The sequence below is a fragment of the Bradyrhizobium sp. AUGA SZCCT0283 genome, assembly GCF_018130385.1.
GTDB lineage: Bacteria > Pseudomonadota > Alphaproteobacteria > Rhizobiales > Xanthobacteraceae > Bradyrhizobium.
This window is the reverse complement of sequence record NZ_JAFCLU010000036.1, coordinates 1-23082: the sequence shown is the minus strand read 5'-3', so window position 1 is coordinate 23082 and position 23082 is coordinate 1. Positions and strand designations below refer to the sequence as shown.

Annotated in this window: 15 protein-coding genes and 1 pseudogene; 8 read left to right on the top strand and 8 right to left on the bottom strand. The window is 60.3% G+C overall.

Annotated features, from left to right (window positions below):
- Window positions 1–270: 270 nt before the first annotated feature.
- Window positions 271–677, top strand: a pseudogene (locus tag JQ624_RS32095) (DUF2189 domain-containing protein); the annotation flags it as partial.
- A gap of 900 nt (window positions 678–1577) precedes the next feature.
- Here the strand turns inward: JQ624_RS32095 and JQ624_RS32090 are convergent.
- From JQ624_RS32090 to JQ624_RS32060, 7 genes are all read right to left on the bottom strand, one after another.
- A complete protein-coding gene (locus JQ624_RS32090) occupies window positions 1578–1997 on the bottom strand; it encodes a hypothetical protein (protein WP_212422906.1) in 420 nt (139 codons plus the stop codon).
- Window positions 1998–2425: 428 nt separating this feature from the next.
- Window positions 2426–2980 carry a hypothetical protein gene (locus JQ624_RS32085; protein ID WP_249130232.1) on the bottom strand — a complete coding sequence of 185 codons (555 nt, stop codon included), beginning with the start codon at window positions 2978–2980 and terminating at the stop codon, window positions 2426–2428.
- 11 nt (window positions 2981–2991) lie between these two features.
- Window positions 2992–5232: a xanthine dehydrogenase family protein molybdopterin-binding subunit gene (locus tag JQ624_RS32080; protein ID WP_212422905.1), complete on the bottom strand. Its 2241-nt coding sequence runs from the start codon at window positions 5230–5232 to the stop codon at window positions 2992–2994.
- A complete protein-coding gene (locus tag JQ624_RS32075) occupies window positions 5229–5693 on the bottom strand; it encodes a (2Fe-2S)-binding protein (RefSeq protein ID WP_212422904.1) in 465 nt (154 codons plus the stop codon). Before JQ624_RS32075 ends, JQ624_RS32080 begins: the two co-directional genes overlap by 4 nt.
- A gap of 400 nt (window positions 5694–6093) precedes the next feature.
- Window positions 6094–6852, bottom strand: coding sequence for a S1/P1 nuclease (locus JQ624_RS32070; RefSeq protein ID WP_212422903.1), 759 nt, complete (start codon window positions 6850–6852; stop codon window positions 6094–6096).
- A gap of 606 nt (window positions 6853–7458) precedes the next feature.
- The gene (locus JQ624_RS32065; protein WP_212422902.1) at window positions 7459–9189 is read right to left on the bottom strand and encodes an adenylate/guanylate cyclase domain-containing protein; all 1731 of its coding nucleotides are present in this window, start codon (window positions 9187–9189) and stop codon (window positions 7459–7461) included.
- A 158-nt stretch (window positions 9190–9347) separates the two neighbouring features.
- Complete coding sequence (locus JQ624_RS32060; RefSeq protein WP_212422901.1) at window positions 9348–9569, bottom strand: hypothetical protein; 222 nt, start codon at window positions 9567–9569, stop codon at window positions 9348–9350.
- A 691-nt stretch (window positions 9570–10260) separates the two neighbouring features.
- On the opposite strand from JQ624_RS32060, the gene JQ624_RS32055 reads away from it, so the two are divergent.
- The 5 genes from JQ624_RS32055 (at window position 10261) to JQ624_RS32040 (ending at window position 18406) form a co-directional block, all read left to right on the top strand.
- On the top strand, window positions 10261–10818 hold the full coding sequence (locus JQ624_RS32055; RefSeq protein WP_312014530.1) for a molybdopterin cofactor-binding domain-containing protein: 558 nt from the start codon (window positions 10261–10263) through the stop codon (window positions 10816–10818).
- Entirely contained in the window at window positions 10791–10973 is a 183-nt protein-coding gene (locus JQ624_RS39575) for a hypothetical protein (protein ID WP_312014529.1), read from the top strand. Before JQ624_RS32055 ends, JQ624_RS39575 begins: the two co-directional genes overlap by 28 nt.
- A gap of 989 nt (window positions 10974–11962) precedes the next feature.
- The gene (locus JQ624_RS32050) at window positions 11963–14794 is read left to right on the top strand and encodes a calcium-binding protein (protein WP_212422900.1); all 2832 of its coding nucleotides are present in this window, start codon (window positions 11963–11965) and stop codon (window positions 14792–14794) included.
- A gap of 26 nt (window positions 14795–14820) precedes the next feature.
- Window positions 14821–16965 carry a type I secretion system permease/ATPase gene (locus tag JQ624_RS32045; RefSeq protein WP_212422899.1) on the top strand — a complete coding sequence of 715 codons (2145 nt, stop codon included), beginning with the start codon at window positions 14821–14823 and terminating at the stop codon, window positions 16963–16965.
- Window positions 16952–18406, top strand: coding sequence for an HlyD family type I secretion periplasmic adaptor subunit (locus JQ624_RS32040; protein ID WP_212422898.1), 1455 nt, complete (start codon window positions 16952–16954; stop codon window positions 18404–18406). The genes JQ624_RS32045 and JQ624_RS32040 overlap by 14 nt, the downstream gene beginning before the upstream one ends.
- A 97-nt stretch (window positions 18407–18503) precedes the next feature.
- Here JQ624_RS32040 and JQ624_RS32035 read toward each other — a convergent pair whose 3' ends face one another.
- Window positions 18504–19265, bottom strand: a complete 762-nt coding sequence (locus JQ624_RS32035) for a response regulator (protein ID WP_212422897.1) — start codon at window positions 19263–19265, stop codon at window positions 18504–18506.
- Between the two features lie 77 nt (window positions 19266–19342).
- Here JQ624_RS32035 and JQ624_RS32030 point away from each other — a divergent pair, with 77 nt between their 5' ends.
- Both JQ624_RS32030 and JQ624_RS32025 read left to right on the top strand, forming a co-directional pair.
- Complete coding sequence (locus tag JQ624_RS32030) at window positions 19343–20281, top strand: cytochrome c peroxidase (RefSeq protein ID WP_312014528.1); 939 nt, start codon at window positions 19343–19345, stop codon at window positions 20279–20281.
- Entirely contained in the window at window positions 20278–22752 is a 2475-nt protein-coding gene (locus tag JQ624_RS32025) for a two-component system VirA-like sensor kinase (protein ID WP_212422896.1), read from the top strand. Before JQ624_RS32030 ends, JQ624_RS32025 begins: the two co-directional genes overlap by 4 nt.
- Window positions 22753–23082: the final 330 nt, after the last annotated feature.

Genomic DNA, 23082 nt, shown 5'->3' with positions numbered 1-23082 from the left:
TGATCGCGTAGGAGGCTGGAGCGGCCAGATCACTGACCAGATCTATCCTTCGCGCGGAGGCCGTTCGGCGCAGCGCTGTGTCCGAAGCGGATTCGGCTATCTCATGTAAACGGACGGCCAATCGCCCTCATTCGACAAGTCTTTGGCATAGAGCGCTTTCATGTCTTCTCGGCCTTCATTCTGATCGGGTGATAGAACGAGCGGCACACCATTGGGCCACCGTCCGACAAATTAATGCCGGCAAGCTTCGTAGGCTCGCCGCCCTTGGCCTGGATGTACCAGGTCTGGCTTCTGATCTCGCTCCTGCTGGGACCGCACGCGTCTTTCTCCACCCTGCAGGAATTCATAACGGTGGTTCTCACGACCAAAGAAGGCCTACTGTTCCTCGCCATCGGCAACGCGGTCGGCGCGCTGTTGTCGCTGAGCCTTTTCTCGCTGACGGTGGTGTCGTTCCCACTTTTGCTCGAGCGTGAGGCTGATTTCGTCAGCGCCATGGTGACCAGCGTGCGAGCGGTGGTGACGAGCCCCTTGCCGATGATCGGCTGGGCCGCGGTCATTGCGATGCTGCTGGTTGTCTCGGCGCTGCCGTACTTTCTGGGCCTCGTGGTGATACTGCCGTGCTCGGCCATGCGACCTGGCACTTGTACAGGCGGATCGTGGAGCCATTGCCGGTTTAACTCCCGGTCAATCCGGTCGCGCGTTAGCCAAAAGAGGCTACCCCGCCGGGCTTCTCAGATTGGTCGATGAGGTGATGAAGAGCATTCTGTTCGCTTCGACGCATGAGTCTGAAATTGGCACCTTTGAGACATGCCCGCCTATCCTGAGCATGTCCGTTCACCAGGGTAGACCGGAAGTCGCCGTGGTCCAGCCAAACCGACGCGTTTGACCCAAAGCGGTCCTTGCGGATCGGATCATCCATCGAGAGTTTGAGTCCTGTTTACCGATCGTTAATTATTTAGATCGAATCCTAGTAAGAGCGGATCAGCAACTTCCAGGCCCGGGCGACAAACGGCTGTCGCTTCATTCGGAGAACGCAGATGACTTTGCGGGGCACAGTACGCCAGCCAACTACGTGGGCGTTGGCAGTGAGCCTGTTGGTGTGGAGCGTCAGCCCGACCAGAGCGGAGAACGGTCAGATTGCAGCCGGGATTGCCGGCGGACTGATCGGGGGTGCCTTGATCGGAGGTGCTTTGGCCAGTCGTCCGGTCTACGCGCCGCCACCGCCGCCGGTCTACTATTATCCAGCGCCTGTTGTAGTGGAAGAGCCAATTTGCCGGATCGCGCGCCGAAGCTATTGGGACGGATATGGCTACAGAATACGGGAAGTCCGCGTCTGCGACTGAATCTCCTTCGTTGCGCCAACGAAGTGATCGACATACCCGCAGTGGCCCCAAGCCGAGGACAGTACGGACTTCGCATCAGCGATCCTTCGACCGCCGCTTGTGACCCGAAGCTGTCGTCACAACGCTCGCTGGGAAGCGAGCGTTGTGGTCAATCACGTCCATTTGCCCACATGTGGGAGCCTCACGGCGCAGGTCAGGCCGAAGCTTGATCGATCGGCCAAATGCTCCCGCGTCCTAACCCACATAATCGATCCAGGACGAATCGACGATCACGTACTCAGCTGGGAACCAATAGTAGTAATCAGTCAGATCGTCATAGACCCAATAGCCGTAGTAGTAGATGTCGGCTTGTGCGAGTTGCATGCTCGCAAGCGTTATGCCAGGGGGCGTGTCGGCCAACTTTTGACGTGACCTCACTTTCTTAACCTGCATTCCAGCGGCGGTAACGGAGGTGACCTTGCCGTTGCTCACTTCGGCAAAGACATCAGCTTTCTTCCCAGTCGTATGGATCTTGTGCTTGCCATTCTTTTTGATTTTTTCGCCAAGAAGGTCTTTTCCGTTGAGATGATGTTTCTCCTTCGCGAAGGCGATGCGAGACGCGTCGATCGTGGTGGCTGTCGCGATCAGTCCCAGTGCGAGACGCCGATTGATCATCGAACTTGCTCCCTTTGGAAATCAGCAACGATTTTGCGCCTACAACGTCGTCAGGAATTTCCTGCAGCCGTTGTGACCACTACAGCTTTGAACATTTGGACTGAACCCCTGGTGAATGGGCCGGCCACAGATAAGCTCCAAAGGTCTCCAATTACCGACATATCCCGCTCCCGCCCGGTGGTGATTCGGTTTAGGGGTACAGGCAAAGGTCTCGTTTGAGCAGCTACCGTTAGTTTGCTCTCGTACCGAAAGAAAACGTCCGGTCTTGGCACGTTTGAGACATGCCGATGGACTCTCAGAATGTCTGTATATCGGGGTAGACCGGAAGTGATGGGCGCACGGTTAAAACGACGCTTCTTACCACAAGCGGGCATGCTTTTAGCTCGCTATGCTTGGACCGAGCCCAAGCCCGTTTCTCAACTCGTGGCCTATTTCGCCGGACACGGCGCCCCGGCCGCGTCCCATTGCTTTAGAAACTCGACCACCTGAGCGACGGAATGGGGCGCCGGCTCCCGCCCGGGTCCCGGCGTCCATCCCCAGTGCACCAGCGGCTCGTCCTCGATGTGCTTTGCGACCGCGGCGATGGTGCGGTTGCCATTGCGCGCTGGATCCTTGATCTGGGAGCAGATCTCGGCGCTCGACTTGCCGAACCATTGCATCGTGACCGGCGCCAGCAACCATTCATGAGCGCCAGGCGGGCCATGCGGCAATTGCGAGTTCTGGAGGGCATGGCAGGAGCTGCAGGGGATGGATTCGGCGCCGATGCGGCTTGCCCCGGCACTGGTGTTCATTCCATGCGGCCGCGGCTTGGCCCCATAGCTGGATCCAGACCACATCGGCACGTTGTCCGGACCGACATGGCAATTTGCGCAACGGGGGTGCGAGAAGACCTCGTAGACAGCAGTCCACGCCGCGGTGCCCGCATCTTGAGCGAAAGCGGGGCTGGCCATCAAGAGGATGACAACAGCATAACGGATCATCATGCCGGTGCTCCTCATACGAAATCGATGTGCTTGTTCAGCGGCAGCTCGCGGATACGCTTGCCGGTCGCGGCAAAAATGGCATTGGCGAGCGCCGGGGCGGCAGGCGGAACAGTTGGCTCCCCGATGCCGCGAACCTCGTTGGTGTTCGTCAGTGCTCGAACCTCGATCAGCGGCACCTGGTAAAGCCGCATGGCCTCGAACGCGTGGTAGTTCGTCTGCTGGGCGATTCCGTCTGCATGCGTCAGCTCGGCATTCATCGCATGACCGAGCCCCCAAATGACGCCACCTCGAACCTGATTGTCGAAGTTCTTGGGGTCCAAAACTCTGCCAACTTCAACGGCGACAAAGACTTTGTCGATCCTGATGCCGTGCGGCGTATTCGTGACCTCGACTACCTCGGCGGCGGGCACGCCAAACGAGAGCGTGAAGGCAATTCCGCGCCCGCGATCCTTGCCGGGATCACTTCCCCAACTCGACATCTCGCCGACGGCCTCGAGAACCTTGCGTGAGGGCTCGTGCCAGCAGAGCCGCAGCCTTTCCTTTAGCGGGTCCGCGCCGGCGGCGTGGATCAGCTCGTCGAGGAAGCCGTCGTGCAGGAAGCCATTGCCGGATGCGCCGACCGACCGCCACGAGCTGACCGGCACCAGTTCAGGTACGCGATAGCCAGTGACACGATAGTTCGGAATCTTGAAGGGCTGATCCCAGGCGCCAGCCACGATGGCAACATCAGGTCCGGGAATCGACAGATTCTGTCGGCCAAGTTGCGAGGCCGTCACCGACGGGCAGGCAATGCTGAGATCGTAGGCGTCGACGTGGCCATCCTTCACGGCTCCCCGCATGCGCGCCATGGCAAGCGGGCGCGGAAAATCATGAGTCATGTCCTCCTCTCGCGTCCAGGTCATTTTGATCGGTGGCCCTGGAAATGCCTTCGCAAGCTCGATCGCCTGGCGGACATAATCGTCCTCTAGGCGCGCCCCGAAACTTCCCCCAGACATCTGAGCATGCAGATGAATGTTCTCAGCTCGAAGCCCCGTCATGGACGCGGCCATCGCCATCATGAACATCGGAATTTGTGTGCCGGTCCATATGTCCAACCGACCGTCCTTGAGCTGGACCACTGCGTTCATCGGTTCCAGCGGCGCATGGGCGAGGTAAGGCACCTTGTATTCGGCCTCTATCACGCCGGTGCCCGTGAGTGCCGCCTCAATGTTACCCTCGTTTTTGAAGCGGCTGTCCTGGCGAGCTGGAACGAACGAGGTCCCCACGGTCTCGAACATGGCCGCCGTCGTCGGCGGGTAGGGAGCCGGGCCCCAATCAAATTTGATCACGTTCGCGGCCTTGAAGGCGCGCCAGGTGTTGTCGGCAATCACGCCGACACCGGCGGTGATCGGCACGATCTTGAGAACGCCCTTCGATGCCGCGGCGGCGCTGGGGTCATGATTCTTCATGCCGCCGCCTAGACGTGGATTGGTGCGAACTGTGGCATAGACCATGCCGGGCATTCTGAGGTCGATGCCGAACACAGCCGTGCCGGTGCACTTCGCTACCATATCGATGCGCCGCATCGATTTTCCGAGGTAGCGCCACTCTGACTCGGGCTTCAGCGTAGCGGTCGCCGGCGGATCGATCTGTGCCGCCGTCGCGGCGAGAGATGCATAGCTCAGTGACCTGCCGTCCGGCGTGACGACGGCGCCGTTCCTCGTCCTCAGATCGGCTTTGGCGATGCCCGTTTGCCTGGCGGCCGCCAGCAGTAGCACCTCGCGCGCCACCGCGCCGGCCACACGCAGCTTCTCGTAGGCGTCCGGAACCGTCGACGAGCCGCCGGTAATCTGCAGGCCCAGGAATTTGCCACCGACATCACCCAGGACGCGCGCGTTACGCGCCAGGGGACCGTTGTCGGTGGCGGCGAACGGCAGGCCTTCCGCCAACACCTTTCCGTTATAGTAGGCTGCGCTCGGCGGCCCAGGATCGACCTTGATCTGCTCCCAGGGAAGGTCCAGTTCCTCCGCCACCAGCGCCGCCTGCACTGAGTAGGCGCCTTGGCCGACGTCCGCTCTTGGCGTGATGATCGTCACGCCACTTTGGTCCAGGCGCACGTAGGGCGTCAGTGCGGCTTGTCCATCTCCGAGATTCCTAAGCAGAGGGTTCGTGGGCGTCCGCTTGTAAGCGTAAATGCCGAACGCAACGCCGCCCGCCACGGCGGCCGAGCCGATGAGGAATGTGCGGCGCGCAATTTTTCCTGCACGGCTCATGACCTGCGTTCTCTCAGCTTGGCGGCAGCGGCCTTTACGGCTGCCCGTATGCGCGGATAGGTGCCGCAGCGGCAGAGGTTGGCTGACATCGTGCGGTCGATATCCTCATCGGTCGGCTCACCATTGACCATCAACAGCGAAGCTGCCGCCATGATCTGTCCGGATTGGCAATAGCCGCATTGCGCCACTTGATGCTCGACCCATGCGGCCTGCACGGCGTGCATCGCCTCTGGTGACCCTAGTCCCTCGATGGTGGTGACTTCGCCGCTTACATCACCGACCCGCAGTGAACAGGACCGCACCGCACCGCCGTCCACATGCACAGTGCAGGCGCCGCACATGGCTATTCCGCAGCCATATTTCGGACCCGTTATCCCAAGCTCGTCTCGCAAGACCCAGAGTAGAGGCATGTCGTCTTCGACATTCACCTCGTGCGTCTTCGCGTTCACCTTGAGGCGCATGGGGCCCTCCGGAACTTAGCCGAATTGGACGAAGCTCGGCTGATCATCACACCGCCTCGCTCATTATTTTAGCCCTATTGGCCCATTCTCAAAAGTCGGGAGATGCAAATGTAGTAGCCTGATTGAATCGTAATGCGAAAGCAGCGGGAGATCCCGGCTCCGTTGCTTTCGGCGGGACAACCGAGGTGTCGCCGTATCTCGTCCGTCTAGGCACAACCTATCTCGACGCGGGTCCGGCAGGCCAGAGCCCGGCTCCGTCACGGAGTATGATCGTCGAAAGCCTATGGCCTTTCGCCAGACTATGCTAGCGAAGCAATGGCCGCTCACCGCAAATATTGACGTGACCGTATTCGCTACACGATTGAACCGTTAGAACGTGCAACTTCCATCACAATCGCAGTCAGTTTCCGAACGCCGTATCGAGAACGCGGGCAAGCCGGACGCCGGCCTTCTGCAGCTGCTCCCTTACAACAGGTTTGTTCGTCTCAAGATAAGTCGCATCAACGGTTGCGTGTGCAGAGTTGGGCAAATCACACGAAGCTTCATGCATCACGCAGTAACCGGTCTTGACCGCCTCCGCGATGGCAAATGACTCGTTTGCCCATTCACGCGGGTCGGAAGCGTTCCACTTGGCCATCATCTCCGGAGTGATCGCGTCGATGAGTTCGTCAACGGCATCCGCAACGTCCGTGCCGACCGCATTTTCTACGAGGCAGGTATCCCACGTTGAATGCAGCTTTCCCGAACATTGCCCGCTGACCGCGATGTTGTTGCCTCCGCGATCGTCTTCGAACGATACGTGTAACGGTTGATGAATATCTCCAACCCAATGGCCCAGGAACTTGAGCGCGCGCAACCTGTCGGCCTTTTTCTCGGATTTTGACGCAAGGATCTTGCTGTCGTTCAGGATGGCGCCGAGTACGCACTTCTCCGCTTGCGGACACTCGTCCGAAGCCAGGCCCTGCGAATTGCGCGCCAGGTTGATGAAATGCTCGGAGGCTCGTTTTCTTGGATGATCGGGAAATACGCAGGATTCACTGAACGTATCGAACTCTGTGTCGGATCGTATCAGCTTACGTACCGCCGCTCGCGTATCCGGCTGCGCCAGGCGGAAAGCGATTTCGCAAACGATCTTGTGACCTTCATCTCGCGTTCGCATTGCTGCATTGGGATACGAGAGCCAGCATAACAAGCAAAATATAGCGCATTGGCGCATCCTCCCCCGATTGAGGATGATTATCGCCTCATTTTGTGATTGCGCTGTGAATTGCTTCACAATAGGCGCCGCTTTCGGTGCTGCCGGGTAGGTTTACTGAATGCCCTCGATCGACAAGGAGCCTTGCAAAAAAGTCGGCCATTGGCCGGCTTCTTCCACGGCGTATTTTGGAAAGGCCGTGCGAATTAAGGTCTCATTTTTTCCCAGCCCCGGAAACGCGCCAGATCGGTGGTCTAATGCTGTTGGATGGTGCATTGACCTTTCATCTCGACGATAGAGGCAAAATAATATGGCACTCCCACCGACCGAACTTGTAACCGTTATTCTGGATAATCCCACGACCTGGATCAGGTGCCCTCACGTGGCTGCCAACCCAGAATCCGGTCCAATCGTAAATAGCAGCACGCACGGCAGTGTTGCTCGATAGGGTTTTCCGCAAGACAGTCGCGTTCGCAAACGAACAGTTACAGGGAGGCGATGTTCTGATTCCGAAAGCGAAAAACCATTTCTTGGAATGATTTAGCCCCGAGAATCTCTGCAGCGATTTTCCTAGGCGACGATGGCGATTCTCGGTGAGGACAACATCCTTGCATTCGCAACAACGCGGGCGATCATGGGTTCGGCGCGTCCGCGGATCTCTAGTTCTTGCTCTGGCCGCAAGTTAACCGGTAGACCCGCCGTCTTGTAAACCTCCTCTGACAGAATAACCTCGCATTCGAGGCCCTTCGTCGTGTCCTGCAGGCGCGCAGCCACGTTGACGGCGTCTCCAAGTGCGGTGAACACCTGGTGATCGCGATAACCGATGTCGCCGATGATCACTTCGCCACCATGGATGCCGATCCCGAAACGGACCGGCTCGAGCAAGTCGTGGTTTAGAAATTGATTCAACTCATCGATATTCGTAGCAATCAGTGCTGCTGCCTGAAGGGCTTGGCGGCAGGCGGTTTGCGGGTCGGCATTGAGCCCGAATAGGGCCAATTCCCCATCCCCGACAAATTGGTTCGGTTGACCGCCGCATTCGATCACGGCCCGGGAGACGGCGCTCAGGAACCGGTTGACAATGAATACGGTATCGAACGGCAATCGCTGCTCCGCAAGTGTGGTCGATCCGCGCATGCCCACGAACATACTGACAAGATAACGTTCCTGACCAATACGAACAGAACCTGCTTTCCGGACAGAAGCCGCTGTGACATGGGGCATAAAAATCTGGAAGAAGGACAGATCAGTGTTCGGCCGCAATTGGCAGGCGAGGCGAATTGCCGGATCGGCACCGGCGCCCACACGGTTGAGCACGAAGGCTTCTCGCTTTGACGGCTCCGGCAGCGCACTGCAATCGCCTATCACACGAATACGACAGGTAGAGCACCGAGCGCGACCGCCACAAACGCTGGCGTGCGGCACGTTATTGCGAAGGCTGGCTTCGAGCACGCTCAGGCCCTTCGGCACGCGAACCGTCCTGCCGTTGCCGTACGACAGATTGATCATGCCGACGCGGCGCTCATTCAACGTGCGCACGCCGCGCGCGATCAAAACAAATCCGATCAGGCCGACATATCCAATCAGGAAATAGTCGACGATGCCGTCGATGATGTCCTGCTCCGCAGCGGTCCCGACCTGACGTCGGGAGAGATTATCCGCTTTCCATTGCATGGTGCCGCTGTCATGCACTACCCGTCGTCCGCCTTGATAGAGGCCGAGCATGGCAAGCGTCGGAATGAGTACCGCTGCGGCCAGCAGAAACGGCGCCGCCGTCTCGAAGAACGCCTTCATGCGGAGCCAGAAATACAGTCCAATGCAGCCGTGAACCCAAGATACGATCAAAACAATGAACATTAGCCACATCTTGTATGGCCATATGATCCAGTACGAGTAAAACACCTGCGGATAGAGCTTTTGATGTTGGAATAGTACGTCGTCAAACCGCACACCGGCAAGATGGGTGATGATAAGGGCAGGGATACTTAAACCTAGTACAAGTTGTATCGGCTCGATCGCTTTCCAGTGAAATTGACGGCGCTGGTAAAGCGCCCAGATCCCGAGGCCGGCATGGGCGGTTGCCGCGGCATAAAACACCGTCGAGACGGGTAAACTTTTCCAGAAAGCGGTGTGATATTTGACACCTGTGGCAAGGGCATCCAGCGAAATATTGCCGAGCGCATGGTTGATGAAATGGTTTAGCAAGTAGGCGAACAGAACCAGCCCACAAACCAGACGGATCTGCCGGACGCCGACGCTGCGGATATATTTGTCTAGTGATGCGCGATTGAGCTCAGTCATGTGCATAATTGACGATTCGGCACAACCGAGAGCGGTTCCGACGCGGGCATGTTGCGCTCCTTTGATCGATGTGGCTGATAACAGCGCGCCAAATAGCAAAGGCGTCCGTTAGACCGCCTTTGCTACTGATTGAGCCGCGACATATTGGTGCGGCCTTTTCACTTCTTGTGCTTTGCTGAAATGCGGTTCGCCGGCACGCTCGCATACGAACCGCGTGCCGACGCCATGGCGCTCGCTGTCGGGCTGTCATGGGATCCAACACCCAGGCTCTGGAAAAACGCCTGCATGCCGGGTTCGTCGACAGCTTGCTGCGCGAATACCGGGGTCACAATCGCTGTTGACAAAATCGCGGCCAAGCTGAGAAGTTTGAAGTTAGTCATTGCCGAATCCCTCCACGTTGTTGACCCCATGCACACCATGCGCGGGCCTCTGATAGAAAGACTCGAATCTGTTTTATGATATTCCCGAGCACGCGAGATCGTGAAGTCGCGTTCAAGCTGTCGGGTCTTTGCGCACCTTACTGCCTTCGATGCCATTCGGCATCAGTCATGCGCGCCTGCGGTTGGTTGTTCTATGAGCCTCGTGAACCGGACGAATGTCAGCTTGCGCACGAATATACTATTGCTTCAAGAAATATACATTTCTGGATGGCAATTGAGCCCGCTTGCCGGCTTGGTCTGCGGCGGGCGACTAGATAAAGTCAGTTCGACCTCACTAGAGGTGGTCAGATTCAGATACAACAATTTGAGACTGGAATGGTCATGAAGAGCCTCCCAGCGTTACTCGCGACGACTATCCTGCTCGCGGGATTTGGAGCAAGCGACGCGGCGGCTCGGATTGTGGAGGACCCGGCGGCCGGATCGAAACATACGTCGAGAATATTAGGGCGTACGTAGCTTGGGCGAGATGGTGATCATCGACGGTTTTGTGCCTCGGCCTGCACCATCATCAACGGTTCCTCATGACAAAATATGCGTGACCTCCCGCGCTAACTCGAATTTCACGCAGCCAGGGTGATGCGTGCAGCCGGCCTCCACAACCTCGTCGCCACGGTGAGGGGCCTCGATACGGATGCGGTGGACGGCGCGGCCGAGCCGCCTTACGCGCTTGACAACATTCAGGTCGACTATGTCCGCCAGGAGCCGCCGGGGATTCCGACTGCGTTCTGGCGCGGCGTCGGCCCACACACAACATCTTCGTGGTCGAGAGTTTCATCGACGAGCTCGCCGTGGTCGCGAAGCAAGACCCGTTCGAATACCGCCGGGCTCTGCTCGACAAGTCGCCGCGCGCCAACGCGGTCCTCAAACTTGCCGCGGCTGGGGCCGGCCGCTGCTGTCGCCCGACAGCGGTCGGGGCATTTCGCTCTTGCACGCGTTCGGCGAGACCTACATCGCCGAAGTCGCCGAAGTATCAGTCTCGAACGACGGTGAGGTCCGCGTGCAGCGCGTGGTTTGCGCCGTCGATTGCGGGATGATCGTGAACCCGGACACGGTAAAGGCGCAGATGGAGAGCGGGATCATCTTCGTATCACGGCCGCCCTGTTCGGCGAGATCACGATCAAGGACGGCTCGCGTCGAGCAAGGCATTTCGATGACTATCGGATGCTGCGCATTGACGAGGCGCCTTTGATCGAAGTTCATCTGGTGAAGAGCACGGAGGCTCGGGGTGGCATTGGTGAGCCGGGTACGGCGGTGATACCTGCGGCGACCAATGCAATCGTCGCGGCAACGGGCAAGCGGATCCCGAAGCTGCCGGTCAACAGCGCGCAACTCAAATCGACCTAGACGGCATGGGCCGCTTGAGGGCGCATCGCCGGAGCGGCAGAGTCTGGAATGAGGTCAAATACTGACTTGGAGGAAATGTCCGATTCTGGGCGGATTGTGTTGAAAAACTCCCCTGTTGAAGCCGAAGCAGATCACTGATTCATTCGCCCTTGTGGGCGGGAGACTTGAATCGATGATGGGTCCGCGGTCACGCGGCGCTGGTAATGGATGCACGCGCGGGACACCGCTCCGCATGATGGACCTAGAGTAAACTTCTCGAGGACCGGACGGTGATAATGGTTCTGTCCGCCTCGCAGAACGGACTTTCCACAGCAAACCCGGTCGGAACCAAACTGGAGCGTCGCAGTGATTGTTGCATGGTGCTGATTCCTCCCGAAAGAACACCACGCGAATCTCAAACTGCTTCAAATTCGAGTTAGAGCCAAAATTGGACGCCGATGCAGGGTCAAATTTGAACGCCGATTGACACCCCAATGATAACGAAAGTGGCCAACGCCGCATAACCGCTGCATCGTCACAACAGCAGCAGCAGCAGCATGACAATGCGACCAGGCGTAGGTTTCCCTCCCTAACACCACCGCTATGAGCCGCCCTGGCAGGTCGTCCTTTGGCCGGGTCATCGCGGCATAGACCAGGCGGCAGTCCTCTTCGCTCTCAACAGAAACTCCGCTCCAGGGGTCCGAGCACATTCTGCGAAAAGGCGTTTGAATCAGCGACACCGGGATGGAGCTGACCCGAGTGCTGAAACGCTACATGCGCTCGTCGGGTTCGTTACAAATGTAACGCGATTGCCGCTGGTTGAAATATTTCTGTAGCGCGGCGCCGGGATCCTCGCAGCTGACACAAAAGCAGGAGGACGAAGCGATCATGACCCTCATTCCACCGATTTTCCACCAATCATCCGGCTGCGCGCTAAAGCCGGTCATTCATCCCTTTTCATAGCTAACGCGCATCCGCGCCGCGGCCACACATTTGGAAGGACTACGACCATGGCGACCAAGGCAACATTTTTCCCAGGCGCCGGCTTGCTGTCAGTGTTTGACGATAGCGTCGGCGATACCATTGTGATCAGCCGCGACCCGGCCGGAAACATTCTCCTCAACGGCGGCGCCGTATCCGTCACGGGCGGCCAACCGACGGTCGCCAACACCGCCGAGATCGACGTGTTCGGCCAAGGCGGCAACGATACGATCACGCTCGACGAAACCAACGGCGTGCTGCCCGCCGCACACCTATTCGGCGGCGCGGGCAACGACACGCTGACCGGCGGCTCCGGCAGCGATATGTTGTTCGGCCAGGCCGGCAACGACATCCTTAACGGCAAAGCCGGTAATGATCAGCTGTTCGGCGGTTCGGGCAACGACACGCTGACCGGCGGCGACGGCGACGACCAGATGTTCGGCGAGGCCGGAAACGATCGCATGATCTGGAATCCGGGCGACGACAGCGACCTTATGGAAGGCGGCGACGGCAACGACACCGCCGAGGTCAATGGCGGCAACGGCTCCGAGGTGTTCACGCTCACGCCGAACGGCACCCGCGTGCGCTTCGACCGCACCAACCCGGCTCCGTTCTTCCTTGACATCGGTACCACCGAGAACTTTGTGCTTAACATGAATGGCGGCGACGACGTTTTCACCGCGGGAAATGGCCTCGCCACCCTCATCAGCCTCAAAGTCGATGGCGGTGACGGCAACGACACCATCACCGGCGGCGACGGCAACGACATTTTGCTCGGCGGCACCGGCAATGACGTCATCAACGGCGGCCGCGGCAACGACAATGCACAACTCGGTAGTGGCGACGACACCTTCGTCTGGAATCCTGGCGACGGCAGCGATGTGGTCGAAGGTCAGGACGGCACAGACACGCTCGTGTTCAACGGCGCGAACCTCAACGAGAAGGTCGATATCACCGCCAACCAGGGGCGAGTGAAGTTCACCCGCGACGTTGCCAACATCACCATGGATCTGAACGGCGTCGAGCACATCCAGTTCAACGCGCTCGGCGGCGCCGACAATATCACGGTCAGCGATCTGACCGGCACCGGCGTCACTCAGGTCGCGCTCGACCTGGGCACCGACGGGTTGACGGACACCGTGACGGTCAGTGGCACCGCCGGCAATGACACGATCAACGTCGTGGGTGCAGGGACCTCGGTCTCGGTCACCGGGCTTGCCGCGCAGGTCGATATCACTCATGCCGAAGCCGGCGACGTGCTGACGATCAACGCGGGCGCCGGCAATGATACGATCAGTGCCGCGACCTTGCCGCCCGGCATCATGGGCCTTGTCATCGATGGCGGCGCCGGCAACGACAGTATCACTGGAAGCCAGGGCAACGACACGCTGATCGGCGGTGACGGCAACGACATCGTCAACGGCGGCCGTGGCAACGACGTCGCGCAGCTCGGTAACGGTAACGACACGTTCGTCTGGAATCCCGGTGACGGCAGCGATGTGGTCGAGGGCCAGGCCGGCACCGATACGCTGGTCTTCAACGGCGCCAATATCGACGAGATCATGGACGTCTCCGCCAGCGGCCAGCGGGCGAGGTTATCCCGCAATGTCGGCAGCATCGTCATGGACCTCAACGGCGTCGAGCACATCCAGCTCACCGCGGCGGGCGGCGCCGACACCATCAATGTCAACGACCTCACCGGCACCGGTGTCAGTCAGGTCGCTATCGACCTGTCGGCGATGCCCGGCAGCGGTCACGGCGACGGTGCCGCGGATACCGTCAATGTCAGCGGCACCGCCGGCGACGACAGGATCAGCGTCGTGAGCAGTGGATCGTCGGTCGTGGTCAACGGGCTGCCCGCGCAGGTGACGGTCAGCGGCGCGGACGCAGGTACCGACGTTCTGGCGGTCAATGGAGGCGTCGGAAACGACAACATCAATGCCTCCGGAGTCCACGGCCAGGTCAATCTCTCGCTGAACGGCGGCGATGGCGACGATAGCATCACCGGCAGCGCAGGGAATGACGTCGTCAATGGCGGGCGGGGCAACGACGTTGCCGTGCTTGGCGCCGGCAACGACACGTTCGTCTGGAACCCGGGCGACGGCAACGACACGGTCGAAGGCCAGGCCGGCAACGACACGCTCGTGTTCAACGGTGCCAATATCAACGAGAAGTTCGACATCTCGGCCAACGGCTCGCGGGTCAGGCTGTCCCGGGACGTCGCCGGTATCACCATGGACCTGCACGGCGTGGAGACGCTTGACGTCAACACGCAGGGCGGCGCCGACGACGTCACGGTGAACGATCTCACCGGAACCGATGTCAGCGAGGTCAAGATCGACCTCGGCGTAAACGGGGCCGCTGACGGCGCGGCCGACACCATCACCCTTAACGCGACCAACGGCGATGACGCGATCACGATCGTCAACGACAATGGCGTGATAACCGTGAGGGGTCTCGGCGCCGACGTGACGATCACCGACTTCGACGCCAATGACAAGATCGTCATCAATGGTCTTGGCGGCGATGACGTCATCGAGGCGTCGGGACTGAGCGGCATGCAGCTCGTTGCCAATGGCGGCGACGGTGATGACGTCCTGATCGGCAGCGCCGGTAACGACGTGCTCAACGGCGGCGCCGGGGACGACGTGCTGATCGGCGGTCCCGGCCTGGACGTCCTCGACGGCGGAACCGGCAACAACATCAGCATCCAGTTGGCCACGACTCCGCCGGGCAACGTCGCGCTGCTCGGTCAACTCATGGCATCGAGCTTCGTCACCGCCGGAGACGGTCATGGCGGAATGCAGATGGCGGAGCAGTCTCCGACCCAGCAGCCGCTGCTCGCGCAGCCGCACGCCTGACGCAACGTCGCTCCTGGAGAACACCGATGAGCATCGAAACCCATCCTGCGAGACCAACCGATCCCGGTCTCGAAGTACTCGTGACGCTGCTGCATCTCCAGGGCGTTGCCGCCGATGCCGGACAGATCCGGCATCGGCTGGGCACCGACAAGATAGGCGCACCGGAAATGCTCCGGTGCGCCAGGGATCTCGGGCTCAAGGCGCGCACCTGTCGAACCGACTGGTCGCGCCTCGCCCGCACACCTCTGCCGGCCATCGCGGCGCTCAATGATGGCGGCTTCCTGCTGGTCGCCAAGGCCGCGGAAGACAAGGTTCTCGTCCAGTCACCGCTGGCGCTCCGGCCGGTCCTGATGACACGGGAGGAGTTGACCGCGGTGTGGGACGGCGGGCTGATCCTGATGACACGCCGGGCCGGATTGTCTGATATCACCCGCCGGTTCGACATCACCTGGTTTCTGGGAGCGATCCACAAATACCGCAACCTGCTCAGCGAGGTGCTGCTCGCATCCTTCTTCCTGCAGATGTTCGGTCTCGTCTCGCCGCTGTTCTTCCAGGTGGTCATCGACAAAGTGCTGGTGCACCGCTCCTTGAGCACGCTCGACGTCCTAGTCCTCGGACTGGTAGCGATCTCGGTCTTCGAGACCGCGCTGGGAATCCTGCGTACCTATCTGTTCTCGCACACCACCAACCGCATCGACGTCGAACTTGGTGCGCGCCTGTTTCACCACCTGCTGGCCTTGCCGATGGCCTATTTCCAGTCGCGGCGCGTCGGCGACTCGGTGGCACGGGTGCGTGAATTGGAAAACATCCGCAATTTTCTCACCAGTTCGGCCCTGACCCTCGTAATCGACCTGTGCTTCACCTTTGTGTTCCTGGCGGTGATGTTCTTCTATTCGCCGCTGCTGGCCGGGATCGTCGTCGGTTCTTTCCCGTTCTATGTCGTGATCTCGGCCGGAGCGACTCCGCTGTTTCGCCGGCGTCTGGACGAGAAGTTCCAGCGCGGCGCTGAAAATCAGGCCTTTCTGGTCGAGAGCGTGACCGGGATCGAAACGCTCAAGGCGATGGCGGTCGAGCCGCAGATGCAGCGCCGCTGGGAGGAGCAACTCGCGGGCTACGTGGCCGCGAGCTTTCGGGTCCTGAGCCTCGGCAACAGTGCGAGCCAGGCGGTTCAGCTCATCAGCAAGGTCGTCACGGCGAGCATCCTCTATTTCGGTGCCAAGCTGGTCATCGACGGCAGTCTGTCGGTCGGCGAACTCGTCGCCTTCAATATCCTGGCCGGGCGGGTGAGTGCGCCGGTGCTTCGTCTGGCGCAGATCTGGCAGGACTTTCATCAGGCGCGCCTGTCGGTCGCGCGGCTGGGCGACATCCTCAACACCACCGCCGAGCCAACCTACGCGGCAGGGCGGGCGCGGCTGCCTGCGATCCGCGGCGACATCAAGTTCGATCACGTCACGTTTCGCTACCGCATCGATGGACAGGAGGTCCTGAGCGATGTCAGCTTCGAAGTGCCGGCCGGACAGACGGTCGGCATCGTCGGCCCCTCGGGGTCAGGCAAGAGCACGTTCGCGAAGCTCGTGCAGCGCCTCTACGTCCCGGAGCGCGGCCGCGTGCTGGTGGACGGCATGGATCTCGCCATGGCTGATCCGGCTTGGCTCCGGCGCCAGATTGGCGTCGTCCTGCAGGAGAACGTATTGTTCAACCGCTCGGTGCGCGACAATATCGCACTCGCCGATCCGGCTATGCCGATGGAGCGCATCATTGCGGCGGCGAGCCTTGCGGGAGCGCACGAGTTCATCCTCGAACTCGCCGAGGGCTACGACACCGTGGTTGGCGAGCGCGGCTCCACACTGTCGGGCGGCCAGCGCCAGCGCATCGCCATCGCGCGGGCGCTTGTCACCGATCCGCGCATCCTGATTTTCGACGAGGCGACAAGCGCGCTCGACTACGAAAGCGAACGCATCATTCAGCAGAACATGATTGATATCGCCAAGGGACGGACGGTGCTGATCATCGCGCACCGGCTCTCGACGGTCCGGGCGGCAGATCGCATCGTCACGCTCGATCGCGGCCGCCTCGTCGAGGATGGCACCCATGACGCCCTGATCAAGACCGGCGGGAGATATGCGTCATTGCATCGATTGCAGGCGGGAGGGATCCATGAAGTCGGCTAATGCAGCGGTACCCACCGAACCTGCGCAAGGCGTTATCCCGTTTCGGCGTCCGCCACAGAGGCGTCGCGAGGAACTGGCGTTCCTGCCGGCGGCGCTGGAAATTGTGGAAACGCCGCCGTCGCCGATCGGCCGTACAATCATTGCAACCATCATCCTGCTGTTCTGCGCGGCGCTGGGCTGGGCCTGGTGGGGCACCATCGACATCGTTGCGTCGTCAACTGGAAAGATCGTGCCGAGCGGTCGCACCAAAGTTGTCCAACCGTTCGAGACCGGCGTGGTGCGCTCCATCCGAGTACAGGACGGCCAGACGGTCAAGGCCGGCGACCTTCTGATTGAACTCGATCCCACCGTAAACGCGGCAGAACGTGACCACCTGCACAACGACCTGCTCGCCGAGCAGCTCAACATCGCGCGGCTACGCGCGGCACTCTCTGACGAAGACAATCGTGTGGCCGACTTCACGCCGCCGGCCGGTGCAGACCCGATACTGATTAGCACCCAGCGTCAGCTTTTGCTCAGCCAGGTGACCGAACACCGCGCCAAGATCGCCGCGCTCGCGCGTCAGCAGGCGCAGAAGGAAGCCGAGCAGGCCACGACCGCGGCCACCATCCATAAGCTCGCTGCGATGATTCCCGTCGTCCAGCAGCGCGTCGATATTCGCAAGACGCTCATGGAAAAGGAGCTGAGCTCGAAGCTCACCTATTTCGAGATCCTCCAATTGCTGGTTGAGCAACAAGAGGAACTCAGTGTTCAGAAGAGCCATCTGCACGAAGCGGAGGCGGCCGTGGCCGCGATTCGCGAAACGCGCGGGCAGGCGATGGCAGAATACAGCCGCACGATTTCCGACGAACTCGCCAAGGCCGAGCAAAAGGCGAATGGGCTAACGCAGGATCTGATCAAGGCCGAGCAGAAGGCTAGGCTTCAGCAGTTAACTGCTCCGGTAGATGGCGTGGTGCAGCAACTCGCGATCCACACGGTCGGCGGCGTTGTGACAGCTGCGCAGTCCCTGCTGGTCATCGTACCGAGTGACAGCCGGTTGGAAATTGAGGCTATGGTGTCAAACCGCGATATAGGTTTTGTCCATCCCGGGCAAGAAGCCGAGATCAAGATCGACACCTTCAATTTCACCCGCTACGGCCTCCTGCACGGCGAGGTGCTTAGCGTCTCGCAGGACGCCATCGTCCGTGACCAGCAACAAGATCGCTCTAGTAACCGCCGACTTGGAACCCAGAACGATACCAGCGAACCGAAGGGCCAGGAGCTGAACTACAGTGCGCGCATTTCGTTCGACCACACCAAGATGCAGATCGACGACCGGATGGTCACCCTATCACCCGGCATGGCTGTAACGGCGGAAATCAAGACGGGATCGCGCACGATCCTGAGCTATCTTTTGTCGCCGCTGATCCGCTACCGACAGGAGACGTTGCGCGAGCGTTGAAGCAGCGCTCCAATTCCGCCATAGAGCCAGACCGCATGGGACCAGACTTCGCAATACAAAAGTGGCGGTGAAATCGGTCCCCGGCGAGGAGCCCCTGTCAAACTCGCTCGACCGGAACGGCGAACACGTATCCGACGCCGCGCTCGGTTTGAATGATGCGCGGCGCGCTCGGATCGCGTTCGAGCTTACGTCGGAGGCGAAGAATTTGCACGTCGATACTGCGGTCGAAGACGTCTTCATGCAGGCGCGTGGCTTGCAACAAGTGCTCGCGGCTAAGCGGGCGCTGCGGCGCTTCGAGAAAAGCGAGCAAGAGCGCGTACTCACCTTTCGTCAATGCGACCGGAGTGCCGGTCGGATCGGTGAGCCGCCGGGCCTTGCCGTCGAGATGCCAGCCGGAAAATCGGAACCGGCCGCGCTCGGGATCTCGTGCCGGCGCGACGTGTCCGACATCGAACCGGCGCAGCACGGCGCGCACACGCGCGAGCAATTCACGCAGATTGAACGGTTTGGTCAGATAGTCGTCGGCGCCCAGTTCAAGCCCGATGACGCGATCGATTTCGTCGCGGCGGTGACCGGTAATGATGATGACCGGCACGTCGGAGTTCGACCGGACTTCTCTTAGCAGATCGAGGCCGTCTTCCCGACCGAGCCGAAGATCGAGGATCACCAGGTTCACGTCCCTGCTGCCAAATTGACGGAACATTTCCTGGCGGCCGGACGCCAAGAGAGTGCGGATGTTATTCTCCACAAAATAGTTTAGGATCATCCGCTGCAAGGCGGGATCATCCTCCACGACGAGGACGCACACCTGATGATCGCTCTCGCTAACGCTCGGGGTATGTGACGATGGTTCGCCCATGCCGTTCGGCTCCCGCATTGATGCTACGGTCGGCATTCGCGCCCGGAGGTTCCAGTAGGATAGCATGCATTCTGCTGGTGTTCGTCTGGTTTGGTGCCGCCTCACCGATGGCCGCGCAATCACTTACTCTTGAGGTTCGCGTCGGCTCGGAGCCGATCACACCTCTCCCGGCCACGCTCACCCAAGACCCGCAGCGGGTGGTCCTTGGGGAACGTTTGTTTAACGACCGACGTTTGTCTCGCGATAACACACACGATTGTTCGTCGTGCCACGACATACGAACGAACGGTGCCAGCGCCAACCGCCACGACGTCACGCTCAACGGGCAACTACTTCCGCTAAACACGCCGACGGTGTTCAATGCAGGCTTGAATTTTCGTCTGAACTGGGAGGGAAATTACCGCTCGCTCGAAGAGGGGGCCGAACAAATTCTTCGCAACCCCGCAATCATGGGCTCAAGCGCGGACGAAGTGGTGAAAAAGCTGCGCGCCGATCCCGAAATGGTGAAACAATTCCGCGATGCGTATGGGCGGGAGCCAGACGTCGTAGCCCTTCTGGATGCAATCGCAACCTACGAGCGCTCGCTCGTGACGCCTGGTAGCCGGTTCGACCGTTGGCTTGCGGGCGATTCCAGTGCAATCACTCCGGAGGAACTCGCCGGTTATCAGCTATTTAAGTCGCTCGGCTGCATCTCCTGTCATCAAGGCGCCAACGTGGGTGGCAATCTCTTTCAACGGCACGATATCTTTCATCCGCTCGGTTCTACTGAGCCGCAGTTGTTACGTGTTCCGAGCTTGCGCAACGTGGCGACTACGGCACCCTATTTCCACGACGGCAGCGCGCCGACGCTGCCGGAGGCGGTCAAGGCCATGGGCATTGCTCAGCTTGACCGCGAACTGACCGATCAGCAAATCACCGCTATCGTCGCCTTTCTCCAGACGCTCACCGGCGCTTACCGGGATAAAATAGTCGGACCTGCCACGGCCACATCGCGCGCAGGCGGAACGATCCCATGAGGATCTGGCCGGTTGCGCTCGGGATTCTCCTCCTGCTGGCGTTGCTCACCTGGCTCCTGCTGGGCGGAGGAGGTACGAAAGCGCCGGCGTATGAAATGACGCTCAAGGCCTTCGACGATTTCGCCCTTGCCGAGGCCTCGCTTCAGCGTGACGTCGTGCAAGCGCGTGCAGGTCTGCTTCGTAACTATGATACCCTCGTCAAGTCCGTTGAAGCGATCCAGGATGCACTGGCCCGACTTCGTTCCTATGCGCAAACGGAGCGGCTCAATACTGGACCGCTCGATCGCTTGGCTGCAATGGCCGCGCAACAGGAGGAACTGACCGAGCGGTTCAAGAGCAGCAACGCGCTCCTGCAGAATTCGCTGTCCTATGTCGGTCTCTTAAGCACAGGACCGATGTTTGGCGCCGAGGACTCGCGGCTTGCACCTGCAACCGGCGCGATAGCCGCGGCGCTTCTGAATCTCAGGCGCGACACATCAGCGGACGCGGTCAACGCGCTGAAGGAGCGCATCGACCGCTTTGCGGCGCAAGCGCCCAGCCTCGGTCCGGACGCGGAGGCGGCCCGGGCGTTACTCGCGCACGCTCGCCTGCTGCATGATCTTCTGCCTGCAATCGATGCAACGCTTAAGACCATCCTCGACCTGCCGAGCCAGCCGGCGCTTCAGGATACCCGCGCTTTGTTCGCAAGGCACCAGGCGATTGTCGAAGCAAAAGTGCAGCGGTCTCGGCTGTGGTTGTACCTCGTGTCAGTACTGTTGCTTGCTCTTCTCGCGAACCTGGGCCTGTTACTGCGCGGTCGGGCTCTAGCGTTGGCGCGGCGAGCGGTGTTCGAGCATGTCATTGCTCAGAGCTCGACACGACTGATCAATTGTCCCCCGGCCAAAGCGGGGGCGCGGCTACACCAAGTCCTCGGCGAGCTTGGCCGGGCGATCGCCTTTGAACGCGCCTACGTGGTGCTCGATCAAGTCCCGGCCCGCGTGCATACATGGTGCGCCGATGGAGCATCCTATTCGGCCGGATGGCCAGATCAGGTACTGGCACTATCGGCACAGCTGGGCGCAACCGGGCCGGACATCATCACCGTCCCCGATGTCGAAGCCTTGCCGTCCGGAAACCTTAAGAACGCGCTCTCGGCGGCCGGCGTGCGCGGCTGGGTCTGCGTCCCGCTAATCCAGCAAGACTGTGTGCGAGGCATCATGGGGTTCGACACCTTCGACGCCGTCCGTCCAGGATGGGACAGAGTCTTTCCGCCGCCCGTCCTGCGGCTCGCGGGCGACGCGGTATCTAATTCCATTGAGCGCGAGTTCCTCGAGCGCGATCGAGCGAGACTTACGACGCGGCTGGAACGAGCGCGCCGCATGCAGATGATTGGATCGCTGGCCAGCGGCATAGCGCACAACTTCAACAATATAATCGCCGCAATCCTCGGCTTTTCGGAGATGGTCGAGCCACTACTCACGCCTGGGACCAAACTGGCGCTACATGTCGACGAGATACGGCGAGCTGCTGAGCGTGGCCGGGATCTGGTCGACAATATTCTTACGTTCGGGCGGCGGCGCGACGCGCGTATCCGGCCGGTGCAGGTGCGCACCTTGTTCGAGGAGTCAGCTTCGATGCTACACGCCTCGCTCCCCGCCGAAATCAAGCTCATCATTGAAGATGTCGCGGCGGATGTCACCGTGTCCGGCGAACCCGCGCAACTGCAGCAGATCATCCTCAATCTATGCACCAACGCGGCCCAGGCGATGCAGGGAAGCGGATGTATCCGTGTAACCGCCGAGCAACGAGACGTGCCCGCTTTCTTGTCGTTAAGCCATGATGAGCTCACGCCGGGTCGCTATGTGTGCTTGGCTGTCAAAGATACTGGCCGCGGCTTCGACGAAAGCGTGGCGCAACGATTGTTCGAGCCGTTCTTTACGACCCGTTTGGCGGGAACAGGACTGGGCCTCGCAACCGTGCGCGAGATCGTTCGTGACCATGAGGGCGCGATGAATGTGCAGAGCCAACCAGAACACGGAAGTCGCTTCGAAGTATGGCTGCCCGCGACGAGGGCAGGCGGCACCGGGGTGGCCGGGGCGGCAATGCTGCCCCTGGGGCATGGCGAAACGGTACTGGTCGTCGAGAGTGAACAGGAGCGGTTGCTACGGGACGAGGAGATGCTGGCGGCGCTTGGATACGAGCCCGTCGGATTCCAGCGCCTGGCAGACGCGCTCGCGGCGTGCAGTTCGACGCCCGGCCGGTTCGATATCATCCTGGTCAGCCACCCATCGCATACCCAAGGCGGCCTCTATCTGGCGCGCACGCTACACGAGATTGCGCCACGGCAGCCCCTGATCCTCGCCACAGGGTCCACGATCGATATAAGCGTCGACGCGCTGGCTGAAGCAGGAATATCCGAGGTACTACCCCGGCCATTGTCCAGCACCGAACTCGCCGCGGCCTTGGCGCGCTGGAGAAAGAACGCAGATTGATCGGCGCGTTCAGAAGCCGATTGAGCCGCCGCTGGCATCTTGCCGACGCGATGATCTCTCAGACTTTGAGAGCGAGCCGCAGTCTGTCGACACCGGAACAAGCTCGATCCTGAACTGAGCAAGAAACTGGATGAGTGAAGGTTTGCGCTTGAAGTGAATTGCAGTCGTGGCGACGGCGCCTGGACGCCATGAGGTGCGGTGAGGATGCTTAACTGCCGTCGCCGGTGAGTTTGCAGTATTGGCGGCCGATCCGAATCGGTTCAAGGTCGCCGACTTCAAGCCGAAACGCCATGGTTCGCGCTACTTTTCTGGTCTGGTGGTTCTCTGCTT